This is a genomic window from Mesorhizobium sp., assembly GCF_024509055.1.
In the GTDB taxonomy this organism is placed as follows: domain Bacteria; phylum Pseudomonadota; class Alphaproteobacteria; order Rhizobiales; family Rhizobiaceae; genus Mesorhizobium.
The window spans coordinates 23,591-42,719 of the sequence record NZ_JANINM010000208.1 but is presented as its reverse complement, the minus strand read 5'-3'; the positions used below and the strand labels follow the sequence as shown (position 1 = coordinate 42,719).

At 65.3% G+C, this 19,129-nt stretch carries 17 protein-coding genes; 2 read left to right on the top strand and 15 right to left on the bottom strand.

Annotated features, from left to right (window positions below; all coding sequences use genetic code 11):
• The 12 genes from Q0L57_RS09790 to Q0L57_RS09735 form a co-directional block, all read right to left on the bottom strand.
• Positions 1-1,712 (bottom strand): bifunctional [glutamine synthetase] adenylyltransferase/[glutamine synthetase]-adenylyl-L-tyrosine phosphorylase (locus tag Q0L57_RS09790; protein WP_296741679.1); only part of this gene is annotated, 1,712 nt, incomplete at its 3' end.
• Entirely contained in the window at positions 1,712-3,187 is a 1,476-nt protein-coding gene (locus Q0L57_RS09785; RefSeq protein ID WP_296741677.1) for a HAMP domain-containing sensor histidine kinase, read from the bottom strand. The genes Q0L57_RS09790 and Q0L57_RS09785, both read right to left, overlap by 1 nt.
• 8 nt (positions 3,188-3,195) lie before the next feature.
• Positions 3,196-3,870, bottom strand: coding sequence for a response regulator transcription factor (locus Q0L57_RS09780; protein ID WP_296741688.1), 675 nt, complete (start codon positions 3,868-3,870; stop codon positions 3,196-3,198).
• Positions 3,871-4,178: 308 nt separating this feature from the next.
• A complete protein-coding gene (locus tag Q0L57_RS09775) occupies positions 4,179-5,720 on the bottom strand; it encodes a Do family serine endopeptidase (protein ID WP_296741675.1) in 1,542 nt (513 codons plus the stop codon).
• Between the two features lie 216 nt (positions 5,721-5,936).
• Complete coding sequence (locus Q0L57_RS09770; RefSeq protein ID WP_296741672.1) at positions 5,937-6,398, bottom strand: cytochrome c-type biogenesis protein; 462 nt, start codon at positions 6,396-6,398, stop codon at positions 5,937-5,939.
• Positions 6,395-8,386, bottom strand: a complete 1,992-nt coding sequence (locus Q0L57_RS09765; RefSeq protein WP_296741687.1) for a heme lyase CcmF/NrfE family subunit — start codon at positions 8,384-8,386, stop codon at positions 6,395-6,397. The genes Q0L57_RS09770 and Q0L57_RS09765 overlap by 4 nt, the downstream gene beginning before the upstream one ends.
• Before the next feature lie 64 nt (positions 8,387-8,450).
• Positions 8,451-8,894, bottom strand: a complete 444-nt coding sequence (gene ccmE, locus Q0L57_RS09760) for a cytochrome c maturation protein CcmE (protein ID WP_296741669.1) — start codon at positions 8,892-8,894, stop codon at positions 8,451-8,453.
• A 3-nt stretch (positions 8,895-8,897) separates the two neighbouring features.
• Entirely contained in the window at positions 8,898-10,031 is a 1,134-nt protein-coding gene (gene ccmI, locus Q0L57_RS09755; RefSeq protein WP_296741668.1) for a c-type cytochrome biogenesis protein CcmI, read from the bottom strand.
• Between the two features lie 115 nt (positions 10,032-10,146).
• A complete protein-coding gene (locus tag Q0L57_RS09750; RefSeq protein ID WP_296741666.1) occupies positions 10,147-10,584 on the bottom strand; it encodes a hypothetical protein in 438 nt (145 codons plus the stop codon).
• Between the two features lie 128 nt (positions 10,585-10,712).
• Positions 10,713-12,080, bottom strand: a complete 1,368-nt coding sequence (locus tag Q0L57_RS09745; RefSeq protein WP_296741684.1) for an ATP-binding protein — start codon at positions 12,078-12,080, stop codon at positions 10,713-10,715.
• Positions 12,081-12,123: 43 nt separating this feature from the next.
• Positions 12,124-12,789 carry a response regulator transcription factor gene (locus Q0L57_RS09740; protein WP_296741664.1) on the bottom strand — a complete coding sequence of 222 codons (666 nt, stop codon included), beginning with the start codon at positions 12,787-12,789 and terminating at the stop codon, positions 12,124-12,126.
• A 65-nt stretch (positions 12,790-12,854) separates the two neighbouring features.
• Positions 12,855-13,154 carry a hypothetical protein gene (locus tag Q0L57_RS09735; RefSeq protein ID WP_296741683.1) on the bottom strand — a complete coding sequence of 100 codons (300 nt, stop codon included), beginning with the start codon at positions 13,152-13,154 and terminating at the stop codon, positions 12,855-12,857.
• A 252-nt stretch (positions 13,155-13,406) separates the two neighbouring features.
• On the opposite strand from Q0L57_RS09735, the gene Q0L57_RS09730 reads away from it, so the two are divergent.
• Complete coding sequence (locus Q0L57_RS09730) at positions 13,407-13,793, top strand: ester cyclase (protein ID WP_296741662.1); 387 nt, start codon at positions 13,407-13,409, stop codon at positions 13,791-13,793.
• A gap of 16 nt (positions 13,794-13,809) precedes the next feature.
• On the opposite strand, the gene Q0L57_RS09725 is transcribed toward Q0L57_RS09730, so the two are convergent.
• From Q0L57_RS09725 to Q0L57_RS09715, 3 genes are all read right to left on the bottom strand, one after another.
• Positions 13,810-14,217 (bottom strand): DUF3168 domain-containing protein, encoded by a 408-nt coding sequence (locus Q0L57_RS09725; protein ID WP_296741661.1) that lies wholly within the window; start codon positions 14,215-14,217, stop codon positions 13,810-13,812.
• A 144-nt stretch (positions 14,218-14,361) separates the two neighbouring features.
• Complete coding sequence (locus Q0L57_RS09720) at positions 14,362-15,912, bottom strand: trimethylamine methyltransferase family protein (RefSeq protein WP_296741659.1); 1,551 nt, start codon at positions 15,910-15,912, stop codon at positions 14,362-14,364.
• A gap of 12 nt (positions 15,913-15,924) precedes the next feature.
• Positions 15,925-18,336, bottom strand: coding sequence for an FAD-dependent oxidoreductase (locus Q0L57_RS09715; RefSeq protein WP_296741657.1), 2,412 nt, complete (start codon positions 18,334-18,336; stop codon positions 15,925-15,927).
• 110 nt (positions 18,337-18,446) lie between these two features.
• Here Q0L57_RS09715 and Q0L57_RS09710 point away from each other — a divergent pair, with 110 nt between their 5' ends.
• Positions 18,447-19,085 (top strand): TetR/AcrR family transcriptional regulator, encoded by a 639-nt coding sequence (locus Q0L57_RS09710; RefSeq protein ID WP_296741656.1) that lies wholly within the window; start codon positions 18,447-18,449, stop codon positions 19,083-19,085.
• Positions 19,086-19,129 lie beyond the last annotated feature (44 nt).

The window sequence follows — 19,129 nt, the reverse complement described above, 5'->3', positions numbered from 1 at the left end:
AAAAGCTGGATGCCCGCCGGCAGGCCGGCGAGGAACTCGTCGAAGCGCATCAGCGCCTCGTCGGCGCGGCGCGTCTGACCGAACGCCTTGAGCAACGCCGGCGTCAGCTCGGTCAGCCGCTCGCGCGCTTCCGCCGACTGGGTGACGCGGTAGCGGCCGAAATGCCAGCCGCGGATGACGCGGCAGATATCGCTCGGCCGCTGGAACCCCAGGCGATGCAAGGTCTGCAGCGTATCGGGGTCGTCGACATCGCCGGTGAAAACGAGGTTGCCGACACCGGCGGAAAGTTCCGGCGCAGTCTCGAAGAGCGCCGCGTAATGCCGCTCGACCTGCTGCAGCGAGGCGCGGAAGGCCCCGGCGAATTCCGCCTCGCCGGCAAAGCCCAGCATCAGCGCGATGCGCTCCAGTTCCTCATCGCTGTCCGGCAAGGTATGTGTCTGCTCGTCGGCGACCATCTGGATGGCGTGCTCGACGCGGCGCAGGAACCAATACTGGCTGGCAAGCGCATCGCGCGCGTCGGTCGTGATCCAGCCTCGCGCGGCAAGTTGGCCGAGCATCGGCACCGTCTCGCGGCCGCGCAGTTCCGGGAATCGGCCGCCGGCGATCAGTTGCTGCGTCTGCACGAAGAATTCGATCTCGCGGATGCCGCCGCGGCCGAGCTTGACGTTGTGGCCCTTAACCGCGATCTCGCCATGGCCCTTGTGGGCATGGATCTGACGCTTGATCGAATGGACGTCGGCGATGGCCGCATAGTCCATGTATTTGCGCCAGACATAGGGCTGCAATTCCTTGAGGAAGGCGGCACCGGCAGCAAGGTCGCCTGCCACCGGGCGCGCCTTGATCATGGCGGCGCGCTCCCAGTTCTGGCCGCGCGCCTCATAGTAGCGAAGTGCCGCCTCGACCGGGATCGCCAGCGGCGTCGAGCCGGGATCGGGCCGCAGCCTCAGATCGGTGCGGAAGACATAGCCGTGCTCGGTGCGGTCCTGCAGGATGCGCACCAGCCGACGGGTGAGACGCGAGAACAGTTCCGTCGCATCGAGCGGATCGACGACCGCCGGCGCTTCCGGGTCGAAGAAGACCACAAGGTCGATGTCGGAGGAGAAGTTCAGCTCGTGCGCGCCAAGCTTGCCCATGCCGAGCAGGATCCAGCCCGAGCCGCGCGCGGGATCTTCCGGATCGGGCAGCCTGAGCTTGCCTTGCCCATGCGCGTCGAGCAGCAGGAAATCGACGGCGGCGCGCGTGCAGGCGTCGGCCAAATCGCTGAGGCGACGCACCGTCAGCGCCGTCTCGGCCTCGCCTGAAAGGTCCGCCAGCGCGATCAGGAAATGCGCCTCGGCCTTCCACTGCCTGAGCGCCATCATCAAGCTCGATTCCGAAACGGACTCGGCCCGCCCGGCGCGGCCGATTGCCTCGCCGATATCGGCGAGCCGCGCCTCGACGGTCTGCTCGAAAAGCGCGTCGAGAATGGCAGGCCGCCGGCGGGCTACATCGCGCAGGAAAGGCGAGAGGTCGAAGACGGCCGCAAGCAGGTCCTGCGACGGCCCCTCACCGGCAAGGAACGCCGCCAGCCGCGAAAGGCCTTCCTCATCCGCGGCATCCGCGATCTCGGACAATTCCCGCCTGGCGTGGCCCTTGTCCAATGGACGAAGCGCCAGCGTCGGGCGCAATTGCCATTCGGATTCTGCTGCTTTCCTTGCCATCCTCACCGCCATCAGTGTGTCTCCCGTGCGGGGAAACTCATGACCACGGACAATCCGGGATTGGCGGGCAGAAGATCAAGCCTGCCGCTGTGGAAAGTCATGATTGCCTTGGCGAGGCTGAGGCCCAGGCCCGACCCCGGCTGCGAGCGGCTCTTCTCCAGCCGCACGAAACGTTCGGTGGCCCTGGCACGGTCGCTGTCGTCGGGGATGCCATGGCCGTTGTCGGCGACGGTAAGCTTGATATCGCCGCCGGCGCGCTCCAGCGTGACGCGCACTTTCGGGTTCTCGGCCGCGTCAGTCGAGTATTTGATGGCGTTGTCGACGATGTTGGACAACGCCTGACCGATCAGCTCGCGGTTGCCGTTGATCGTGAAGGCTTCCGGCACCGTGGTTTCCAGCGCGACGCCGGCCTCTTCGGCCACCGGCTCGTAGAGCTCGACCACATCGCTCACCGTCGCGGCAAGGTCGACAGGGGTGGTCTGCTCGGACGAATAGCCGGCCTCCAACCGCGAGATCATCAGGATGGCGTTGAAGGTCTTGATGAGCTGGTCGGACTCCGCGATCGTGTTCTCCAGCGCCTGGCGATAGTCGGTCGTTTTGTGCGCGCCGGCCAGCGTCGCCTCTGCGCGGTTGCGCAGCCTGGTCAGCGGCGTCTTCAAATCATGGGCGATGTTGTCGGAGACCTGCTTCAGCCCCTCGTTCAGCATCGCGATCCTGGCCAGCATCGTGTTCAAATTTTCCGACAGGCGGTCGAACTCGTCACCGGCGCCGGTCACCGGCAGCCGCCCGGTGAGGTCTCCGCCCATGATGCGGCGACTGGCCTCCGAGACGCCGTCGATGCGCTTCAGCGCCGCGTGCCCGACGAAGAACCAGATCAGCAGCCCGCCCAGCCCCATCATGCCGAGCGCCAGCATCAGCGAACGCTTGATGACGGCACGGAAGCGCTCGGGCTCGCCGAGGTCGCGGCCGACGAGCATGATCATCTGGTTGGGCAGCCTCAGCACCAGCGCGATGGCGTTGTGGCCCTTCTCGCCTTCGGATTGCGTGCCGGCGGCGCTGGGCGCCGGCCCGGGCTGATCTGGCGTGCCGTTGCGCAACCGGTCGAGCTCACCTTCGCCGAAGCGCTGGTAGGAGAAAGGCTCGGTCGTCCAGCCTTCCGTCTCAATGACGCCGGGCTGCAGGCTCTGCACGTTTCCGGTCAATATCTGGCCGTTGGCGTCGGCAATCAGGTAGAGATTGGCGCCAGGCTGGCGCGAACGCGCTTCGACCACACGCACCAGCACCGGCAGGCCGCCGCGCTGATAGGCGCGGGCCAGCCCCAGCACCTCGTCGTTGATGGTTTCCTGGGTCTGCGTGGTCAGCATGCGCGCCGACAGCGACGTCATGTAGAAGACGAGCAGCACGGCGCAAAGGGCGAAAAGCAGGAGATAAAGCGCCGAGAGCCGGGCCGCCGTCGTCTTCATGATGGCCGGCAGGGAAAGAGCCATGACGGGCCTTACCCACCTTTCAGCATATAGCCGGCGCCGCGGATCGTGTGCAGGATCGGCTTGTCGAAGCCCTTCTCGATCTTGCCGCGCAGGCGCGAGACATGGACATCGATGACATTGGTCTGCGGATCGAAATGGTAGTCCCAGACATTCTCGAGCAGCATCGTGCGCGTCACCACCTGGCCGGCATGACGCATCAGATATTCAAGCAGGCGGAACTCGCGCGGCTGCAGCGTGATCTCGCGTCCGCTGCGCTTGACCGAATGCGACAGCCGATCGAGCTCGAGATCGCCGACGCGGTAGACGGTCTCCGATTCCCGCGCGCTGGCGCGCCGGTTCAGCACCTCGACGCGGGCGAGCAGCTCGGAAAAGGCATAGGGTTTGGTGAGATAGTCGTCACCGCCGGCGCGCAAGCCCGTGACGCGATCGTCGACTTCGCCGAGCGCGGACAGGATCAGAACCGGCGTGGTGTTGCCCCGCGAGCGAAGTGCCGCGATCACCGACAGGCCGTCGCGGCGCGGCATCATGCGGTCGACAACCATGACGTCATAGTCGCCGGCATCGGCGAGCGTGAAGCCGGTCTCGCCGTCACCGGCGACATGGGCGGTGTGGCCCGCCTCGGCGAAGGCTTTCTGGAGATAGTCCGCCGCCTCGCGATCATCTTCCATGACGAGAATCTTCATGGAGCCGTTATACGCGATTTCGCTGGAATATTGAGGGGCGGCCATTCCTCTTCGCCTTTGTAGTTACCGGTCGCATGTCGTGGCCCCAAAACCGGGATCCACTTTGGGCGACACGCAAGAAAGCGGCAGCGGGTGATGGGAAACCCGCTGCCGCCGGGAGCGAAACACGGTGACTGACTGACGTGTTCGGCCCCATGTTTTCCCCACGTTGGCTCGGGGGTGTGAAACCACCGCAGGGAAAAGCCTTAAGTTCTGGGCGGTGCATGATCCTCCCCGAAAACCGCTCGTGGCTTTCGGGGATCATGCGATCAGCCCTTGCCGACCGGCAGCGCGACGAAGCGGTTGGTATCGTCGCGGCTGATCTGCATAAGCACTGCCTTGCGGCCGGCCTTGGCGGCGTCCGCCATTGCCTTGGAAACGTCGTCGGTGCTGTTCACCTCCGCCGCGTTGATCGTGGTGATGACGTCGCCGGGCTGGATGCCGCGATCAGCGGCTGCGCTGTCGGGATCGACATCGGTCACAACCAGGCCCTTGCCTTTATCCGCCTTGGTGACGGTGAGGCCGAGATCGGCGAGCGTGTCGGCCTTGGCGTCAGGAGCCTGCTGCTTGCTGCTGTCGTTGTTCGAGGCCTGCTTGTCGCTGGCGGGCAACGTGCCGAGATCGACCTTGACCGTCTGGCTCTTGCCGTCGCGCAGCACGGTCACGTCGACCGACTTGCCCGGCGGATAAGCGCCGATCATGCGAGCGAGCTCCTTCGGCGAGTCGACATCCTTGCCGTCGACCTGGGTGATCACGTCACCGGCGGTGATGCCGGCCTTTTTGCCGGGACCGGCGTCCTGGGCGCTGGAGACCAGCGCGCCCTTCTGCGACTTCAGGTTGAGCGATTCGGCGATGTCGGAGGTGACCGGCTGGATCTCGACACCGAGCCAGCCGCGCTGGACCGTGCCGCTCTTCATCAGGTCCTCGACGACCTGCTTGGCGGTCGAGGCCGGAATGTCGAAGGCGATGCCGACGCTGCCGCCCGAAGGCGAAAAGATGGCGGTGTTGATGCCGATCACCTGGCCGTTGAGATCGAAGGTCGGGCCGCCCGAATTGCCACGATTGACCGAAGCGTCGATCTGGATGAAGTCGTCATACGGGCCGGCGCCGATGTCGCGGCCGCGGGCCGAGACGATACCGGCGGTGACAGTGCCGCCAAGGCCGAACGGATTGCCGACGGCCACGACCCAGTCGCCGATGCGGATCTTGGAATCGTCGGCGAAGTCGACATAGGTGAACTTGCCGCCACCATCGACCTTCAGCACGGCGAGATCGGTGCGCGGATCGGCGCCGACCAGCTTGGCGTCGAGTTCCTTGCCGTCACTGGTGACGACGGTGTAGTTCGAGCCTTCCGAAACGACGTGGTTATTGGTGACGAGGTAGCCGTCCTCGGAGATGAAAAAGCCGGACCCTTGAGCGACCGGGCGCGGTTCGTCATTGCCGTGGTTGCGGTGGTGGCGCATGCCGAACTGGCCGCCCTGGTCGCCAAAGCCACGGAATTCCTTGAAGAAACGGCGCAGTTGCGGATTGTCGGGCAGGTTGTCGAAGCCATTCTGGTCGTCGGAGCCGTCATCGGCCGTCGGCTGGACCTTGGCCTTGACCTTGACGCTGACGACAGCCGGCGAAACATGCTCAACGACATCGGCAAAGCTCGGCATCTGCGGCGCCTGGACACGCACTGCGTCAGCCAGCACGGGGGCAGTGCCGGTGGCGAGCGCGCCTGCGCCGATCGCGCCCACAACCGCCAGGGAGGCGACGGCCGCCATCAGGCGCTTGCGGGTGCTGGAATATGAATTGGGGGCAATATTCATGGGGGTCTTATCCTCTTTCGAAGTGGATGCGCTCAGGCGAAGCATCCTCGGGCAAAAGGATTAGAGAGCCGCACATTACGGCGCCATTTCCGGTGCATGAAAGTTTTGTAATGTTGGGGGAGTTTCGTCATTCCAGGGCGAAGCAGGAGCAAAGCTCACTGCTCCGCGACAGAATGACGGCCATGGGAGCGGTTGCGGCCAAGGCCCGCAATGGCGTTAATCGCTTAGCATCTTGTCCAGCGCGGCCTGCTCCTCGGCGGAAAGCGCCGGCGATGCCGGGCGGCGCGAGCGGGAGCTGAGCAGGATGAAGACGCCGCCAGCAAGCAGCAGAAGCACCGGCGTGCCCCACAAAAGCGCGTTGCGCAGGCTGAAGCGCGGCTTCAAAAGCACGAACTCGCCATAGCGCGAAACGATGTAGTCCATCACCTGCTGGTCGGTGTCGCCAGCCACGAGACGCTGGCGCACAAGGACGCGCAGGTCACGGGCAAGATCGGCGTCGGACTCGTCGATCGACTGGTTCTGGCAGACCATGCAGCGCAGGCCTTCCGAAAGCGCGCGCGCCCTCGCCTCCAGTGTCGGATCGGCCAGCACTTCGTCTGGCTTCACCGCCTGCGCCGCCCCGGCGAAGAACAGCGCCAGCAGCAGGATCAGCGAAGCGATCGAAAACCTGGTCTTCATGCCGGGCTCGCAGGGACCGCAGCGGGGGCTGGTTTGCGACGCCTAGCCGGCGCGCCGACGCGCAGGCGGCGGTCGAGCAGCGACATGGCGGCGCCAGCCATCATCACAAGGCCACCACCCCAGATCAGCGTCACCAGCGGCTTCCACCACAGGCGAACGACCACAGAGCCGTCATTGTTCTCGTCGCCGAGCGCCAGATAAAGCTGGCTCAGGCCCAGCGTCCTGATGCCGGACTCGGTCGTCACCGTCTGGCGCACCGGATAGAAGCGTTTCGCGGAGGTTATCTCGCCATTGGCGTTGCCATCCGCGCCCACCAGCAGGAAGCGGCCGCGATCCTCGGTGAAATTGGGGCCTTTCTGGGGGAAGAGCCCTTCGAAGCGCAGCGTGTGGCCGGAGAGCTCTACCGTCTCGCCGACACGCATGGTGAGGATCTTCTCGGTGCCGAAGGAGAGCGTGGCGACGATACCGAGCAAGGTGAGCCCGAGACCGAGATGCGCTAGCGCGGTGCCGAAAACCGAGCGCGGCAGGCCGGCGAAGCGACGGAGCATGATAGCCGGTGCCACCGAGCCAACGCCCGACTTGATGGCAAGGTCGGTGAGCGCGCCGGCGACCAGCCAGACCGCGAGGCCGATCCCTAGCGCTGCGAAGACCGACGCGCCGTCGATGAACAGACCAGTGACCAGCATCGCGCCAAGCGCCAGCGCGAAGGCCGCCATCAGGCGCTGCGAGGCAGCGATGATGTCGCCCCGCTTCCAGGCAAGCAGCGGCCCGAAGGGCACCAACAGGAGCAAAGGCAGCATCAGCGGGCCGAAGGTCAGGTCGAAGAACGGCGCGCCGACCGAGATCTTGCCCCCGGTCAGCGCTTCCAGCGCCAGCGGGTAGAGCGTGCCGACAAGCACGGTCGCGGTCGCGGTGGTGAGGAACAGGTTGTTCAGCACCAGCGCGCCCTCGCGCGAGATCGGATGGAATAGGCCGCCGGCGGTGAGCCTGGAGGCGCGCAGCGCGAACAGCGAAAGCGAGCCGCCGATGAACAGCGTCAGGATGCAGAGGATGAAGACGCCGCGCGTTGGATCGGTGGCGAAGGCATGCACCGAGGTAAGCACGCCCGAGCGCACCAGGAAGGTGCCGAGCAACGAGAGCGAGAAAGTGAGGATGGCCAGCAGCAGCGTCCAGATCTTCAGCGCCGATCGCTTCTCCATGACGATCGCCGAATGCAGCAGCGCGGTGCCTGCGAGCCAGGGCATGAAGGAGGCGTTCTCGACTGGGTCCCAGAACCAGAAGCCGCCCCAGCCGAGCTCGTAATAGGCCCAGTAGGAGCCCATGGCGATGCCGCCGGTGAGGAACATCCAGGCGACCAGCGTCCATGGCCTGACCCAACGCGCCCAGGAGGCATCGATGCGGCCTTCGATCAGCGCGGCGACCGAGAAGGAAAAGCAGATCGAGAAGCCCACATAGCCGAGGTAGAGCATCGGCGGATGGATGGCGAGCCCCATGTCCTGCAGGACCGGGTTGAGGTCGCGGCCCTCGATTGGCGCGGGATTGAGCCGGACAAAGGGATTGGAGGTCGCCAGGATGAACAGGAAGAAGGCGGCCCCGATCATGCCCTGCACGGCCAGCACATTGGCCTTGAGCGTTGCCGGCAGGTTAGCGCCGAACGCTGCGACGAGTGCGCCGAAGAAGGTGAGGATCAGCACCCAGAGCAGCATCGAGCCTTCGTGGTTTCCCCAGGTGCCGGTGATCTTGTAGATCATCGGCTGCAGCGAATGCGAATTCTCCCAGACATTGGCCACCGAGAAATCCGAGCCGGCATAGGCGGTTGCCAGTGCAGCGAAGGAGAGCGCGGTAAGCGCGAAGCCGGTGATCGCGACAGGACCGCCGACCGCCATCAGGCGCTGGTTGCCGGTGCGGGCGCCGACCAGCGGCACCAGCATCTGCACCAGCGACAGCGCGAAGGCGAGCACCAAGGCGAAATGTCCGGTTTCAACCAAGTTATTCATCCGTCTTGCCGCAGGTTCTGGCCGCAAAACCGCGTTGCACTTTTGCGGAACCTGCTCATTCGCTCTTGCTTTCCTGCCAGACACCCTTGGCCTTCAGGCCATCGGCGACTTCCTTGGGCATGTAGCGCTCGTCATGCTTGGCCAGAACGCTGTCGGCGACAAAGACGCCGTCCGGGCCGAACGTGCCCTCTGTGATGACGCCCTGCTCTTCGCGGAACAGGTCGGGCAGGATGCCGGTATAGGTGACCTTGACCGATTTCTGCTTGTCGGTGACCGAGAAGGCCACGGTCGCGCCCTGCCCGCGCACGATGGTGCCTTTCTCGACGAGGCCGCCGAGACGGATGCGCTGGCCGGGCTGGACTGTTGCCGTGGCGAGATCGGCCGGCATGTAGAAATAGGAGGCCTTCTGGCCCAGCGCGTAGAAGGTCAGCCCGGCGGCGGCGCCGAGGAAGGCCAGCCCCGCCAGGATCACCGACAATCGCTTCTGCTTGCGCGTCATCCTCTACTCCGTCGCCGTCACGCCAAGCGAGGCGGCAAAGGCGGTGAATTTCTTCGCCTCCGGGCTGTCCGCGCCGAAGACTGCTACAGCACGACCCAGCGCATCGCGCGCCTGGTCCGCCTTGCCGAGCACCACATAGGAACGAATGAGCCGCATCCATCCTTCCTCGTCGCGGGGATTTTGCTTCAGCCTGTCGTCGAGGCTGGCGACCATGGTCTGGATCATCGCCTGCCGGTCTTGCGGCGACATCTGCTGCGCCGCCTCGACCTGCTGTGCGTCGGGGCCATTGGCCGGCGCGCCCGCCGCGACCGCAGGTTCGCCCGCCTGGGCGAGCGCCTGCTGGACGGCGCCGCGCCAGGGCGAGTCCGGCGCAAGCTGGCCGAGCATCTTTTGCCAGGCGGCGACAGCTTCGGCCTTCCTGCCCTCCTGGGCCAGGCCCATCGCCAGGTAGAAGCTTGCCTTGGCGTTGGCGGGGTCGAGCTTCAGCGCCGCTTCGAACGCCTCCTGAGCATCGGCCGAAACGACACCGCCGGCGGCGTTGGCGATCGCCTCGCCGAGGCCGGCGCGGCGGGAGGCGCTGTCGCCATCGAGGCGGATGGCATTGCGATAGGCGGTCACGGCGTCGGGATAGCGCTGCAGGCGCAGATAGATCGGCGCCAGCACGTCCCAGCCCTTGCCGTCGGAAGGATTGGCGGTGAGGTGGGCCTCTGCGCGGGCCACCAATTCATCGACCGAGGAATCGGCCGGGTTCTTGGCAAGCCGCTCGGCCAGCGGTTGCGAAGGCAGGTCGGGAGAGCCCAGCACGCCATAAAGTCCCCAGCTCACCAGCGGCACGGCCAGAACGGCGGCGCTGGCAATCAGCCTTGCGGTCCGCGAGGGACGTGACGCCTCGCTGTAGGGCGCCGCCCCGCCGAGGCGCAGGATGCGGCGGCCGATCTCGGCGCGCGCTTCTTCCGCTTCGCCCGGCTGGATCAGCCCGCGCGCCATGTCACGGTCGAGCTCGGAAAGTTGGTCGCGATAGACTTCGAGGTCGTGATCGCCGGCGCTGGACGCGCCTTTCTGGCCGCCGGCCAGCGGCAAAAGCACCGCCAGGCTGGCGCCCAGCGTGAGGATTGCGGCTATGACCCAGAACAGCATGGCTATTCCAATAAAGGCAGAGCCCTGCCCTGCCAACACAGGCATCCTGCGACGCTTTGACGGCGCCGCGTCCCCGGTGGTTGTCGGCGGCGGTTCAAGCGCCGCCCCAAAAGCGTCAGGTCAGCGGCGTCCAGCTGCCGTCGGCATTGCGGCAGGCGGTGCCGCGCGCGGTAGTGCCGGCGCCGCCGGTATAGACGGTATGCGTGTATTGGCGGCAGTCCTGCGAGCCGACCCGGTAAGGCTGGGCCGCGACGACCTCACCATAGTGGTTGGCGCTGTCGCCCTTCCACGTTACCTTCTGGCCGCTGGTGTTGTATTCCAGCGCCTTATACTCGGCCTCGAGCCCCTTGCGTTTCTCGGCATCGCTCAGGCCCGAGCCGATCGATCCGCCGATGAGCCCTCCATTCATCGCAGAGACGATGCTGGTCGAGACCTTGCCGCCGGAGGGCAGGGTGGAGACGGGCGTGGCGGGGGAGCCTGGCCCGCCTTTGCCCATTGTGGTGCAGCCGGAAACGGCCAGCAGGGCGGAAACGAGCGCGACGCGAATCTTCATGCCAACAACCGGTTCTCTTGAGCAGGATGAGCTGGGGGCCGCGTCATCGGGGAGGATGTCGAGGCCATAGTATTGATATTTGTCGGAAATTTGGCCGCGCGCCGCCGCGCGGAAATCAATGGGATTCATCACTGGAGGCTCCGCAATCCAACCACCGCCCTCAAGCCGCCCATGCCGGATCGTTCCAGCGCCAGGGCGCCTCCATACTCGTTGACGAGGTCGGCTACAATGGCGAGCCCAAGCCCGGTACCGGGCTTCGTCTCGTCGAGGCGCCTGCCTCGCTTCAGCGCCTCGCGCGCCTTGTCCTCGGGAATGCCCGGGCCGTCGTCCTCAATAACGATCTCGAACAGGCCGGCGCTTCCCGGAACCGTGGCGACAGAGACAAAAACAGAAGCTTTGGCCCATTTCACGGCATTGTCGAGCAGGTTGCCAAGCAATTCCTCAAGATCCTCGCGCTCGCCGGCAAAGACGATCTCGGCCGGCGGCAACGCCAGCGTCAGTTTCACCTGTGGGTTGAGCTTTTGCAACACGCGCACCATGCGCTCGACCAGCGGCGAAACGGGCGTGCGGAAAACGACGCTGTCTCGCTGCGCGGCGACGCGGGCGCGCTGCAGGTAGTGGTCGACCTGCTTCTGCATCGAGGCAGCCTGCTCGGCGATAAGCTGGCCCTTGGCGCCGCCAAGCGCCCGGCCCTCATTGATGAGCACCGCCAGCGGCGTCTTCAGCGAGTGGGCGAGGTTGCCGACCTGCGTGCGCGAGCGTTCGACGATGCGCCTGTTGTTCTCGATCAGCGCGTTGGTCTCGTTGGCCAAAGGCTCGATCTCGGCGGGAAAGCGCCCATCGAGCCGCTGCGCGGTGCCCTCGCGCACCATGGCAAGCGCATTGCGCACGCGGCGCAATGGCTGCAGGCCGAGCAGGATGGCGATGGCGTTGATGGCGATCATGCCGACGCCGAAGAGAGACAGGTAGGTGAGAAGGCGACGCTGGAAGCTGGCGATCTCCTGTTCGAGCTCGGTATGATTGCCCATGACGCGGAAGCGCGCGGCACGGTTCTTGGCATCGAGCACGAACTCGCTTTCGAACACCTGCAATTCCTCGCCATGGATGCCCTCGGTGGCGTAGCTGCGCTGGAAGTTCGAGTTGAACGGGACCTCGGCGACGCTCGGCGACAGGATCGAAGTCGTCATCGAGGACGAATGGAGCTCGCCATGGACCCCTTCCGAGGCCGGCTCCACCGACCAGTACCAGCCGGAATTCGGCTCGGAAAAGCGCAGGTCGCCGAGGTCCGGCGAGCCGGTGAGCGCGCCATTGTCCGAGATGCCGACCGAGCCGATCAGATTGAACAGATGCGCCGAAAGCAGGCTTTCAAAGCCCCGCTCGCTGGCCTGGCGGTAGAGCGTGGTGATGAGCGTGAAGATGACCACCAGCGTCAGGATGGCCCAGACGGTGGAAAAGCCGATAACGCGGAAGGTCAGCGAGCGCGGCAAGAGCCGCAGCCTCGAAAGCCGCGTCCTAACGATTGGCGTCAGCGGTTCCGAGTCACGCCTCCGGCTCACGCATGCGATAGCCCATGCCACGCACGGTTTCGATCATGTCGATGCCCATCTTCTTGCGAAGCCGGCCGACAAAAACCTCGATGGTGTTGGAATCGCGGTCGAAATCCTGATCGTAGAGATGCTCGACCAGCTCAGTGCGCGACACGACATTGCCCATGTGGTGCATCAGGTAGGCGAGCAGCCGGAACTCGTGCGAGGTCAGCTTCAGCGGCACGCCGTCGACATCGGCCTTGGAAGCCTTGGTGTCGAGCCTCAGCGGACCGCAGGTGAGCTCGGACGAGGCATGCCCGGCGGCGCGGCGGATCAGCGCCCTGACGCGAGCCAGCACCTCCTCGATGTGGAAGGGCTTGGTGACATAGTCGTCGGCGCCCGCGTCGATGCCGGCGACCTTGTCGCTCCACCGGTCGCGCGCGGTGAGGATCAGTACCGGCATCTTGCGGCCGCCGCGACGCCAGCGCTCGACCACGCTTATGCCGTCCATCTGCGGCAGGCCGATATCGAGCACGACGGCGTCATAGGGCTCTGTATCGCCCAGGAAATGCCCCTCTTCGCCGTCATAAGCGCGGTCGACGACATAGCCGGCGTCGACCAGAGCATCACCGATCTGCCGGTTGAGATCCTTGTCATCCTCGACGACGAGCACGCGCATGATTTGTAGCCTGTTGAGGGGAGAGATATAGGCCGATTCCGCCGGCCTGGGAAACTTCAGCCTAGTCAGTTCAGTGGAACGACGATCTCCGAGCGGCGCGGACGCTGCCCGTCCTTGCCGGGCACCAGCACGACCACGACGCAGACCTGCTGGCCGCCGCGCGTCGCCTGCGAGGCCTTGGCCAGCGTGCCGCCATTCTCAGCGGCCACCTGCTGACCGATGGCGTAGCAGTCACCGGCGGCCACCACGATGGGCTGGTCGGCCGTCGGGTCGACGGCCTGCTCAGCCGTCGCCTGCGACACGAAAGGGCCGGCTGCGGCAAGCGCCAGTATCGCGGTGCGGAGATGGGAGCGGAACGTTTTCATGATCACGGTTCTAACGCATCCGTGCTGAACGTGAAATGAACGGTGATCAGTCGAGAATCCATGGCCGCCCTACCCCCTAAACGCGTGACGAAAACCGCGATCATGCCGGCCAATGCCCCTTAGGCCAAGCGTCGAATTCATAACCGCAAAATCGGCTGCCCCGCTACGCCTTTTGGGGTGCCGATTTGGGATGCCGATCCGCTATCCCTGCCCTAGCTAGGGCAGTAGAACGCCATGACTATGGGAAACGCGATGACGAATGACGATCTTGCCGATCTCTACCGGGGTTACATCGCCTGCCTGAACGCGCAGGACTGGACCAATCTCGGCCGGTTCGTCGGCGAAAAGGTCCAGTATAATGGCGAGACGATCGGGCGTTCGGGCTACCGCGGCATGCTGGAGGGCGATTTCCAGGCCATTCCCGACCTTCGGTTCAAAATCGAGCTGCTGGTTTGCGAGCCACCGCGCGTCGCCAGCCGCCTGCATTTCGACTGCCAGCCCAAAGGCATGCTGTTCGGCCTGCCGGTCAACGGCAAGCGCATTTCGTTTGCCGAGAACGTCTTCTACGAGTTCCAGGACGGAAAGATATGCGAGGTCTGGTCAGTCATCGACAAGGCCGCCATCCAGGCGCAGCTCTGACTCCGGCGCCGACCTTTCAGGCGGCATCCTGCGTGAGCGCGCGAAAGCGCATCAAGCCGTGATGAACCGCAAGGTCCTCGTCGTAACGCGCCTCGGCGAATTCCAGCGACAGGCGGGTCTGGCCGCGCGGGCCGATTGACAGCGCCGCGCCGTCCAGCCTCGCCCCGATGCTGTCCATGATCAGGCGCGTCTCCGCCTCACCCTGGGTTTTCGACCAGATGTGGAAGGTGACAAGCTGGTCATTGTCGTTGTCGGCGCCTGTTTCCAGATTGAAGGCGCTGGTCCGGCCATAGGTGACATGCGGAAAAGCCGCCTTGTCGCTGGCGCGTTCGAGCAGACCCGCTCCACCGAGCAGCGCCGACAGCGACGCGTCGCTCTTCAGCCTCAGGAACAAGGCCTGCATGAGATCGCCAGGCGCCGTCATTTCCCGTCCATCGCCAACAAGTCCTTCGCATCGTCACCCGCAAGAGCTGGCAACGTAACCGCGACCGCGATCCGATGCCAGATCACGAATCGCCGCGACTGTAGCGTGAACGGCGAAGGTCTCGATAATATTACGTTTTCGGCACTACGAAACCGGCAGCGCGCCGCCCTCCTCAGTGCGCCTTGCTATGAAGTCGTCGAGCATGCCGGCAGTGGCGATGGCGGATGCCGGCGGCTGGAAATCGGAAACAATCCGCTTCCAGACGCCGGTTGCGCGCTCGGTGGCGGTCTTGGAACCGGCCTGCGTCCAGTTGCCGAAATTCGACCAGTCGGCAACCAGCGGCTCGTAGAAGGCGGTGCGGTAGCGCGTCATGGTGTGGGCGGCCGAGAAGAAGTGGCCGCCGGGCTGGACTTCCGCGATGGCATCGAAGCCGATTGCGTCGGCGTCGCCAGGCGTCCTGGCGCAGAGCTCGGCAACGGTCTGCAGCGCCTCGATATCGGTGATCAGCTTCTCGAAGGAGACACTGAGGCCGCCTTCCAGCCAGCCGGCGGCATGGATACAGACGGTGGCGCCGGCAAGCACCGAACCCCACAGGGCGAACTGCGTCTCATGCGCTGCCTGAGCGTCCGAAATGTTGGCGGCGCTGCCGCCGCCCGAGCGCCAGGGCAAGCCGGTGAAGCGCGCAAGCTGGCCTGCCCCCAGCGTCGCCTTGACGTGCTCGGGCGTGCCGAAGGCCGGCGCGCCGGACTTCATGTCGACATTGGAGGAGAATGAGCCGTAGATCACCGGCGCGCCGGGACGCACGGCCTGGGCAAGCGTCAAGCCGGCCAGCGCCTCCGCATGCTGCAGCGTCAGCGCGCCGGCGACCGTGATCGGCGCCATGGCGCCGGCCAGGCAGAAGGGCGTGATGATCGACACCTGCCCGGCGCGCGCGAAATCGATGATGCCTTGCGCCATCGGGATGTCGAGTTGGCGTGGCGAGTTGGTGTTGATGACGGTGTAGCAATGCGCGGCAGCTCGGAATTCATCCTCGGAGATGCCGCGCGCCAGCCTGATCATCTCAAAACCGTCCTCAACCTGCGGCGTGCCGCGGGCGAAGACGAAGGGCAGCTTGTCGGACAGCGTCAGTTGCGCGCGGTTGACGGCGTAGTGGCGGAAGCGGTTGTCGACATCCTGTGGCTCGATGCAGGGGCCGAGCATGTGCAGCACGTCGAAATGCTGCACCAGGCGAATGAAGTCCTCGAAGGCGGCGAGCGTGCCCGGCCGCCGGCCGCGCTCCAGGTCGGTGACGTTGGGCGCGCCGCAACCGGCGAGGAAGGTCATGGTGCCGAGCTCGATGTCGAGATCGCGGGAGCGGTCGCCGGCACGCGTCGGGATCGAGCGGGGCGCCGAGGCAAGCGCCGCCGTGACGATGTCGCGGCCGATGCGCACCATCTGGCTGTCCTCGTCGACCAGCGCGCCGGCCTTGGCAAAGATGGCGCGGGCTTCGGGCAGCAGCACCTTGATGCCGAGCTCTTCCAGGACGCGCAGCGCGGTGTCGTGGATCGCGGCGACCTGGTCGTCCGAGAAGACCGGCTGCGGCAGGAACGGGTTCTTCAGCGAGCGATAGTCGGTGTGGCGGCTCGACTCGGTGCCGGCCTCGCCCGTGCGTCCACGCCGGCGTTCGCGTCTGTCGCGTGCAGCATTGTCAACCATGCCCAATCCTCCCTATTGCCGCATCGCCTTGCCTTCGGGGTCGTAGGGCGAGGCCGCGATGACGCGCGCCGGCCGCTCGACACCGACAATGTGCACCGACAGTTCCGTCCCCTCCCCGGCGAAATCGCCATCCACCAACGCCAGGGCGACGCTCTTGCCGATCGTGTAGCCGTAGCCGCCGGAGGTGACGAAGCCGACGCGCCGGCCCTTGTGCCAGACCGGCTCGAAGCCGCTGGCGTCGGCGTCGACGGCATCGATCTCCAGCGTCACGATCCGTCGCGAGACGCCCGCCTCGCGCTCCTTCAGCGCGGCCTCGCGGCCGATGAAATCGCCCTTGTCGAAGGCGATGAAGCGGTCGAGCCCGGTCTGGCTGGGCGTGTAGCCTTGGGTGAACTCGCGCGACCAGATGCCGAAACTCTTCTCCAGCCGCAGCGACCCCAGAGCGTAATAGCCGATCTCGGCAAGCCCGAGGTCCTTGCCGGCGGCTAGCAACGTCTCGCGCAGGGTCGAATGGAGCGTGGCCGGGCAATTGATCTCGAAGCCAAGTTCGCCGGCGATGGAGAGCCTTGCCACCCGGGCGCGCACCATGCCGATGTCGAACTCGCCGCAGGCCATGAAGGGCAAGGCTTGCGCCGCAATGTCCTGATGCGTCGTGCGCTCGATGATCTTCCTCGCGTTCGGTCCGGTGACGAGGAAACCCGACACGGAATCTGAAATGTCGGCGACGGAGACACCGTCGATCATATGCGCCTCGAACCAGCGCATGTGGAACTCCCTGAGGTAATAGGAGCCCATGATCCAGTATTCGCCACCACCCCAGTTGAGCACGGTGAGATCGCCCTTCAACCTGCCGTCAGGCCCCAGCATCGGCGCGAGCTTCGCGCGTCCGGGCTTCGGCAACCGGCAGGCGAGCAGCCTGTCAAGCCAGGCCTCGGCACTCGGCCCGGACACGGCGTAGCGCGAAAAGGCGGTGGTATCGACGAGGCCGGCGGCGCGGCGGACCTGCAGGACTTCGTCACCAACGATGTCGAAGGCGTTGGAGCGCTTGAGCGTCGTTTCCTCGCGGAAGCCCATCGGCGCGAAGTAGGCCGGGATTTCCAACCCCCACGATGCCGTCCATTCGCAGCCGGCGGTCGTCATGCCGTCATAGGCGCCGGGGCGCTTCAGCAGCCGGCCGGCAGGCAAGCGCTCGTTGGGGAAGGTCATGACGAAGCGGCGTGCGTAGAACTGGCCCGTCGTCTGCCGCAGATATTCGCGATTGGCGGCAAAGGCGCCGTAGCGGGCGATGTCCATGCCGAAGATATCGGCCTGCGGTTCGCCATAGATCATCCATTCGGCGAGCGACTTGCCGACGCCGCCACCTTGACTGAAGCCGGCCATTACGCCGCAGGCGACCCAGTAGTTCCTCAGCCCCCTGACCGGGCCGACCGCCGGATTGCCGTCCGGAGTGAAGGTGAAGGCGCCATTGACCCATTTGCGGATGCCGGCGTTGGCGAGGCAAGGGAAGCGCTGATAGGCCCGGGAGAGTTCCGGGCTGATGCGGTCGATGTCCTCCGGGATCAGCTCGATGCCGTAATCCCAGGGCGCGCCGTCCATGTTCCAGTGCTTGGGGTTCTGCTCATAGACGCCGAGTAGCACGCCTTTGCGTTCCTGCCGCAGATAGGAGAAGCCGTCGAGATCGACGGCAAGGCCGAGTTCCTTGTCGAGCGCGGCGACCTCGGGAATGTCCTCGGTGACGAAGTAGTGGTGCTCCATCGGTGTCACCGGCAGGTCGACGCCGGCCATGAGGCCAACCTGCTTGGCCCAGAGACCTCCGGCATTGACGACATGCTCGGCAACGATAGTGCCTTTCTCGGTGACAACGTCCCAGCCGCCGTCGGCGCGCTGCTTCAACTCGACGACGCGATTGCGCAGGATGACATCGGCGCCGCGTTTCTTCGCGGCGCCGGCATAGGCATGCGTCGTGCCGTAAGGGTCGAGGTGGCCTTCGTTGGAATCGTAGAGGCCGCCAAGCACGTCGCTGACATCGACGATCGGGCAGATCTCCTTGATCTCTTCCGGCGTCACCAGCCGGGCTGTTTCGATACCGACCGACTGGAACACGGCCCAGGCCGATTTCAGCCACTCCCAGCGCTGCGGGTCGCTCGCCATGTTGACGCCGCCGGTCATGTGCAGGCCGGCATTCTGTCCGGACTCTGCCTCGATCTCGCGATAGAGCTTGATCGTGTAGTCCTGCAGCGCCGCAACATTGGGATCGGCATTCAGCGCGTGAAAACCGGCCGCCGCATGCCAGGTAGAGCCGGCGGTCAGTTCGGCGCGCTCGATGAGCGCGACATCGCTCCAGCCGAAGCGCGTGAGGTGATAGAGCACCGAGGCGCCGACGACGCCTCCCCCGATGACGACTGCGCGATAGTGCGACTTCACGAGTCTCTCCCTCTCGTTGAAGGCGCTACGATACACAGTCTGGACATTTGTGTCTAGACACTTCTGTCCAGAGCTTGCGCACTGCTTCGCACCTTGGCTATTGTGCGGCCATGACGATGACTTCCCTCCGGGACGAACAGACGCCCGGCAACATCAAGGTGACGCGCCGGGACTGGATCGACCTCGCGCTGCGCACGCTGATCTCGGACGGCATCGGGAGCGTGCGCGTGCTTACGCTTGGCCAGAAGCTCGGCGTCTCGCGTTCGAGCTTCTACTGGTATTTCAACAGCCGGCAGGATCTGCTCGACCATCTGCTCGCGCATTGGCACGACACCAACACCACGGCGATCATCGAACGTGCCCGGCGCCCGTCCGAGACCATCATCATGGGCGTGATGAACGTGTTCGAATGCTGGGCCGACGAGCGGCTGTTCGATCCGAGGCTCGATTTCGCCATCCGCGAATGGGCCAGGCGCTCTGACGACGTGCGACGCATGATCGACAAGGCCGACGACGATCGCCTGACTGCGATCCGAGACATGTACCGCCGGCACGGCTATGACGACGAGGACGCCTTCATCCGGGCGCGCGTGCTCTATTACATGCAGATCGGTTACTACGTGCTCGACCTGAAGGAGCCGGTCGAGGCGCGGGTCAGCCACCTTGCCGCCTATCTGCGTTCTTTCACCGGCCTGGAGCCGAGCGAGGCGGATGTGGCGCATTTCATGCGCTTCATCGCAGCGCGGTGATATCGCTTCGTAAGCACAATCAACCTTAGCGTTCAACAAAGCTT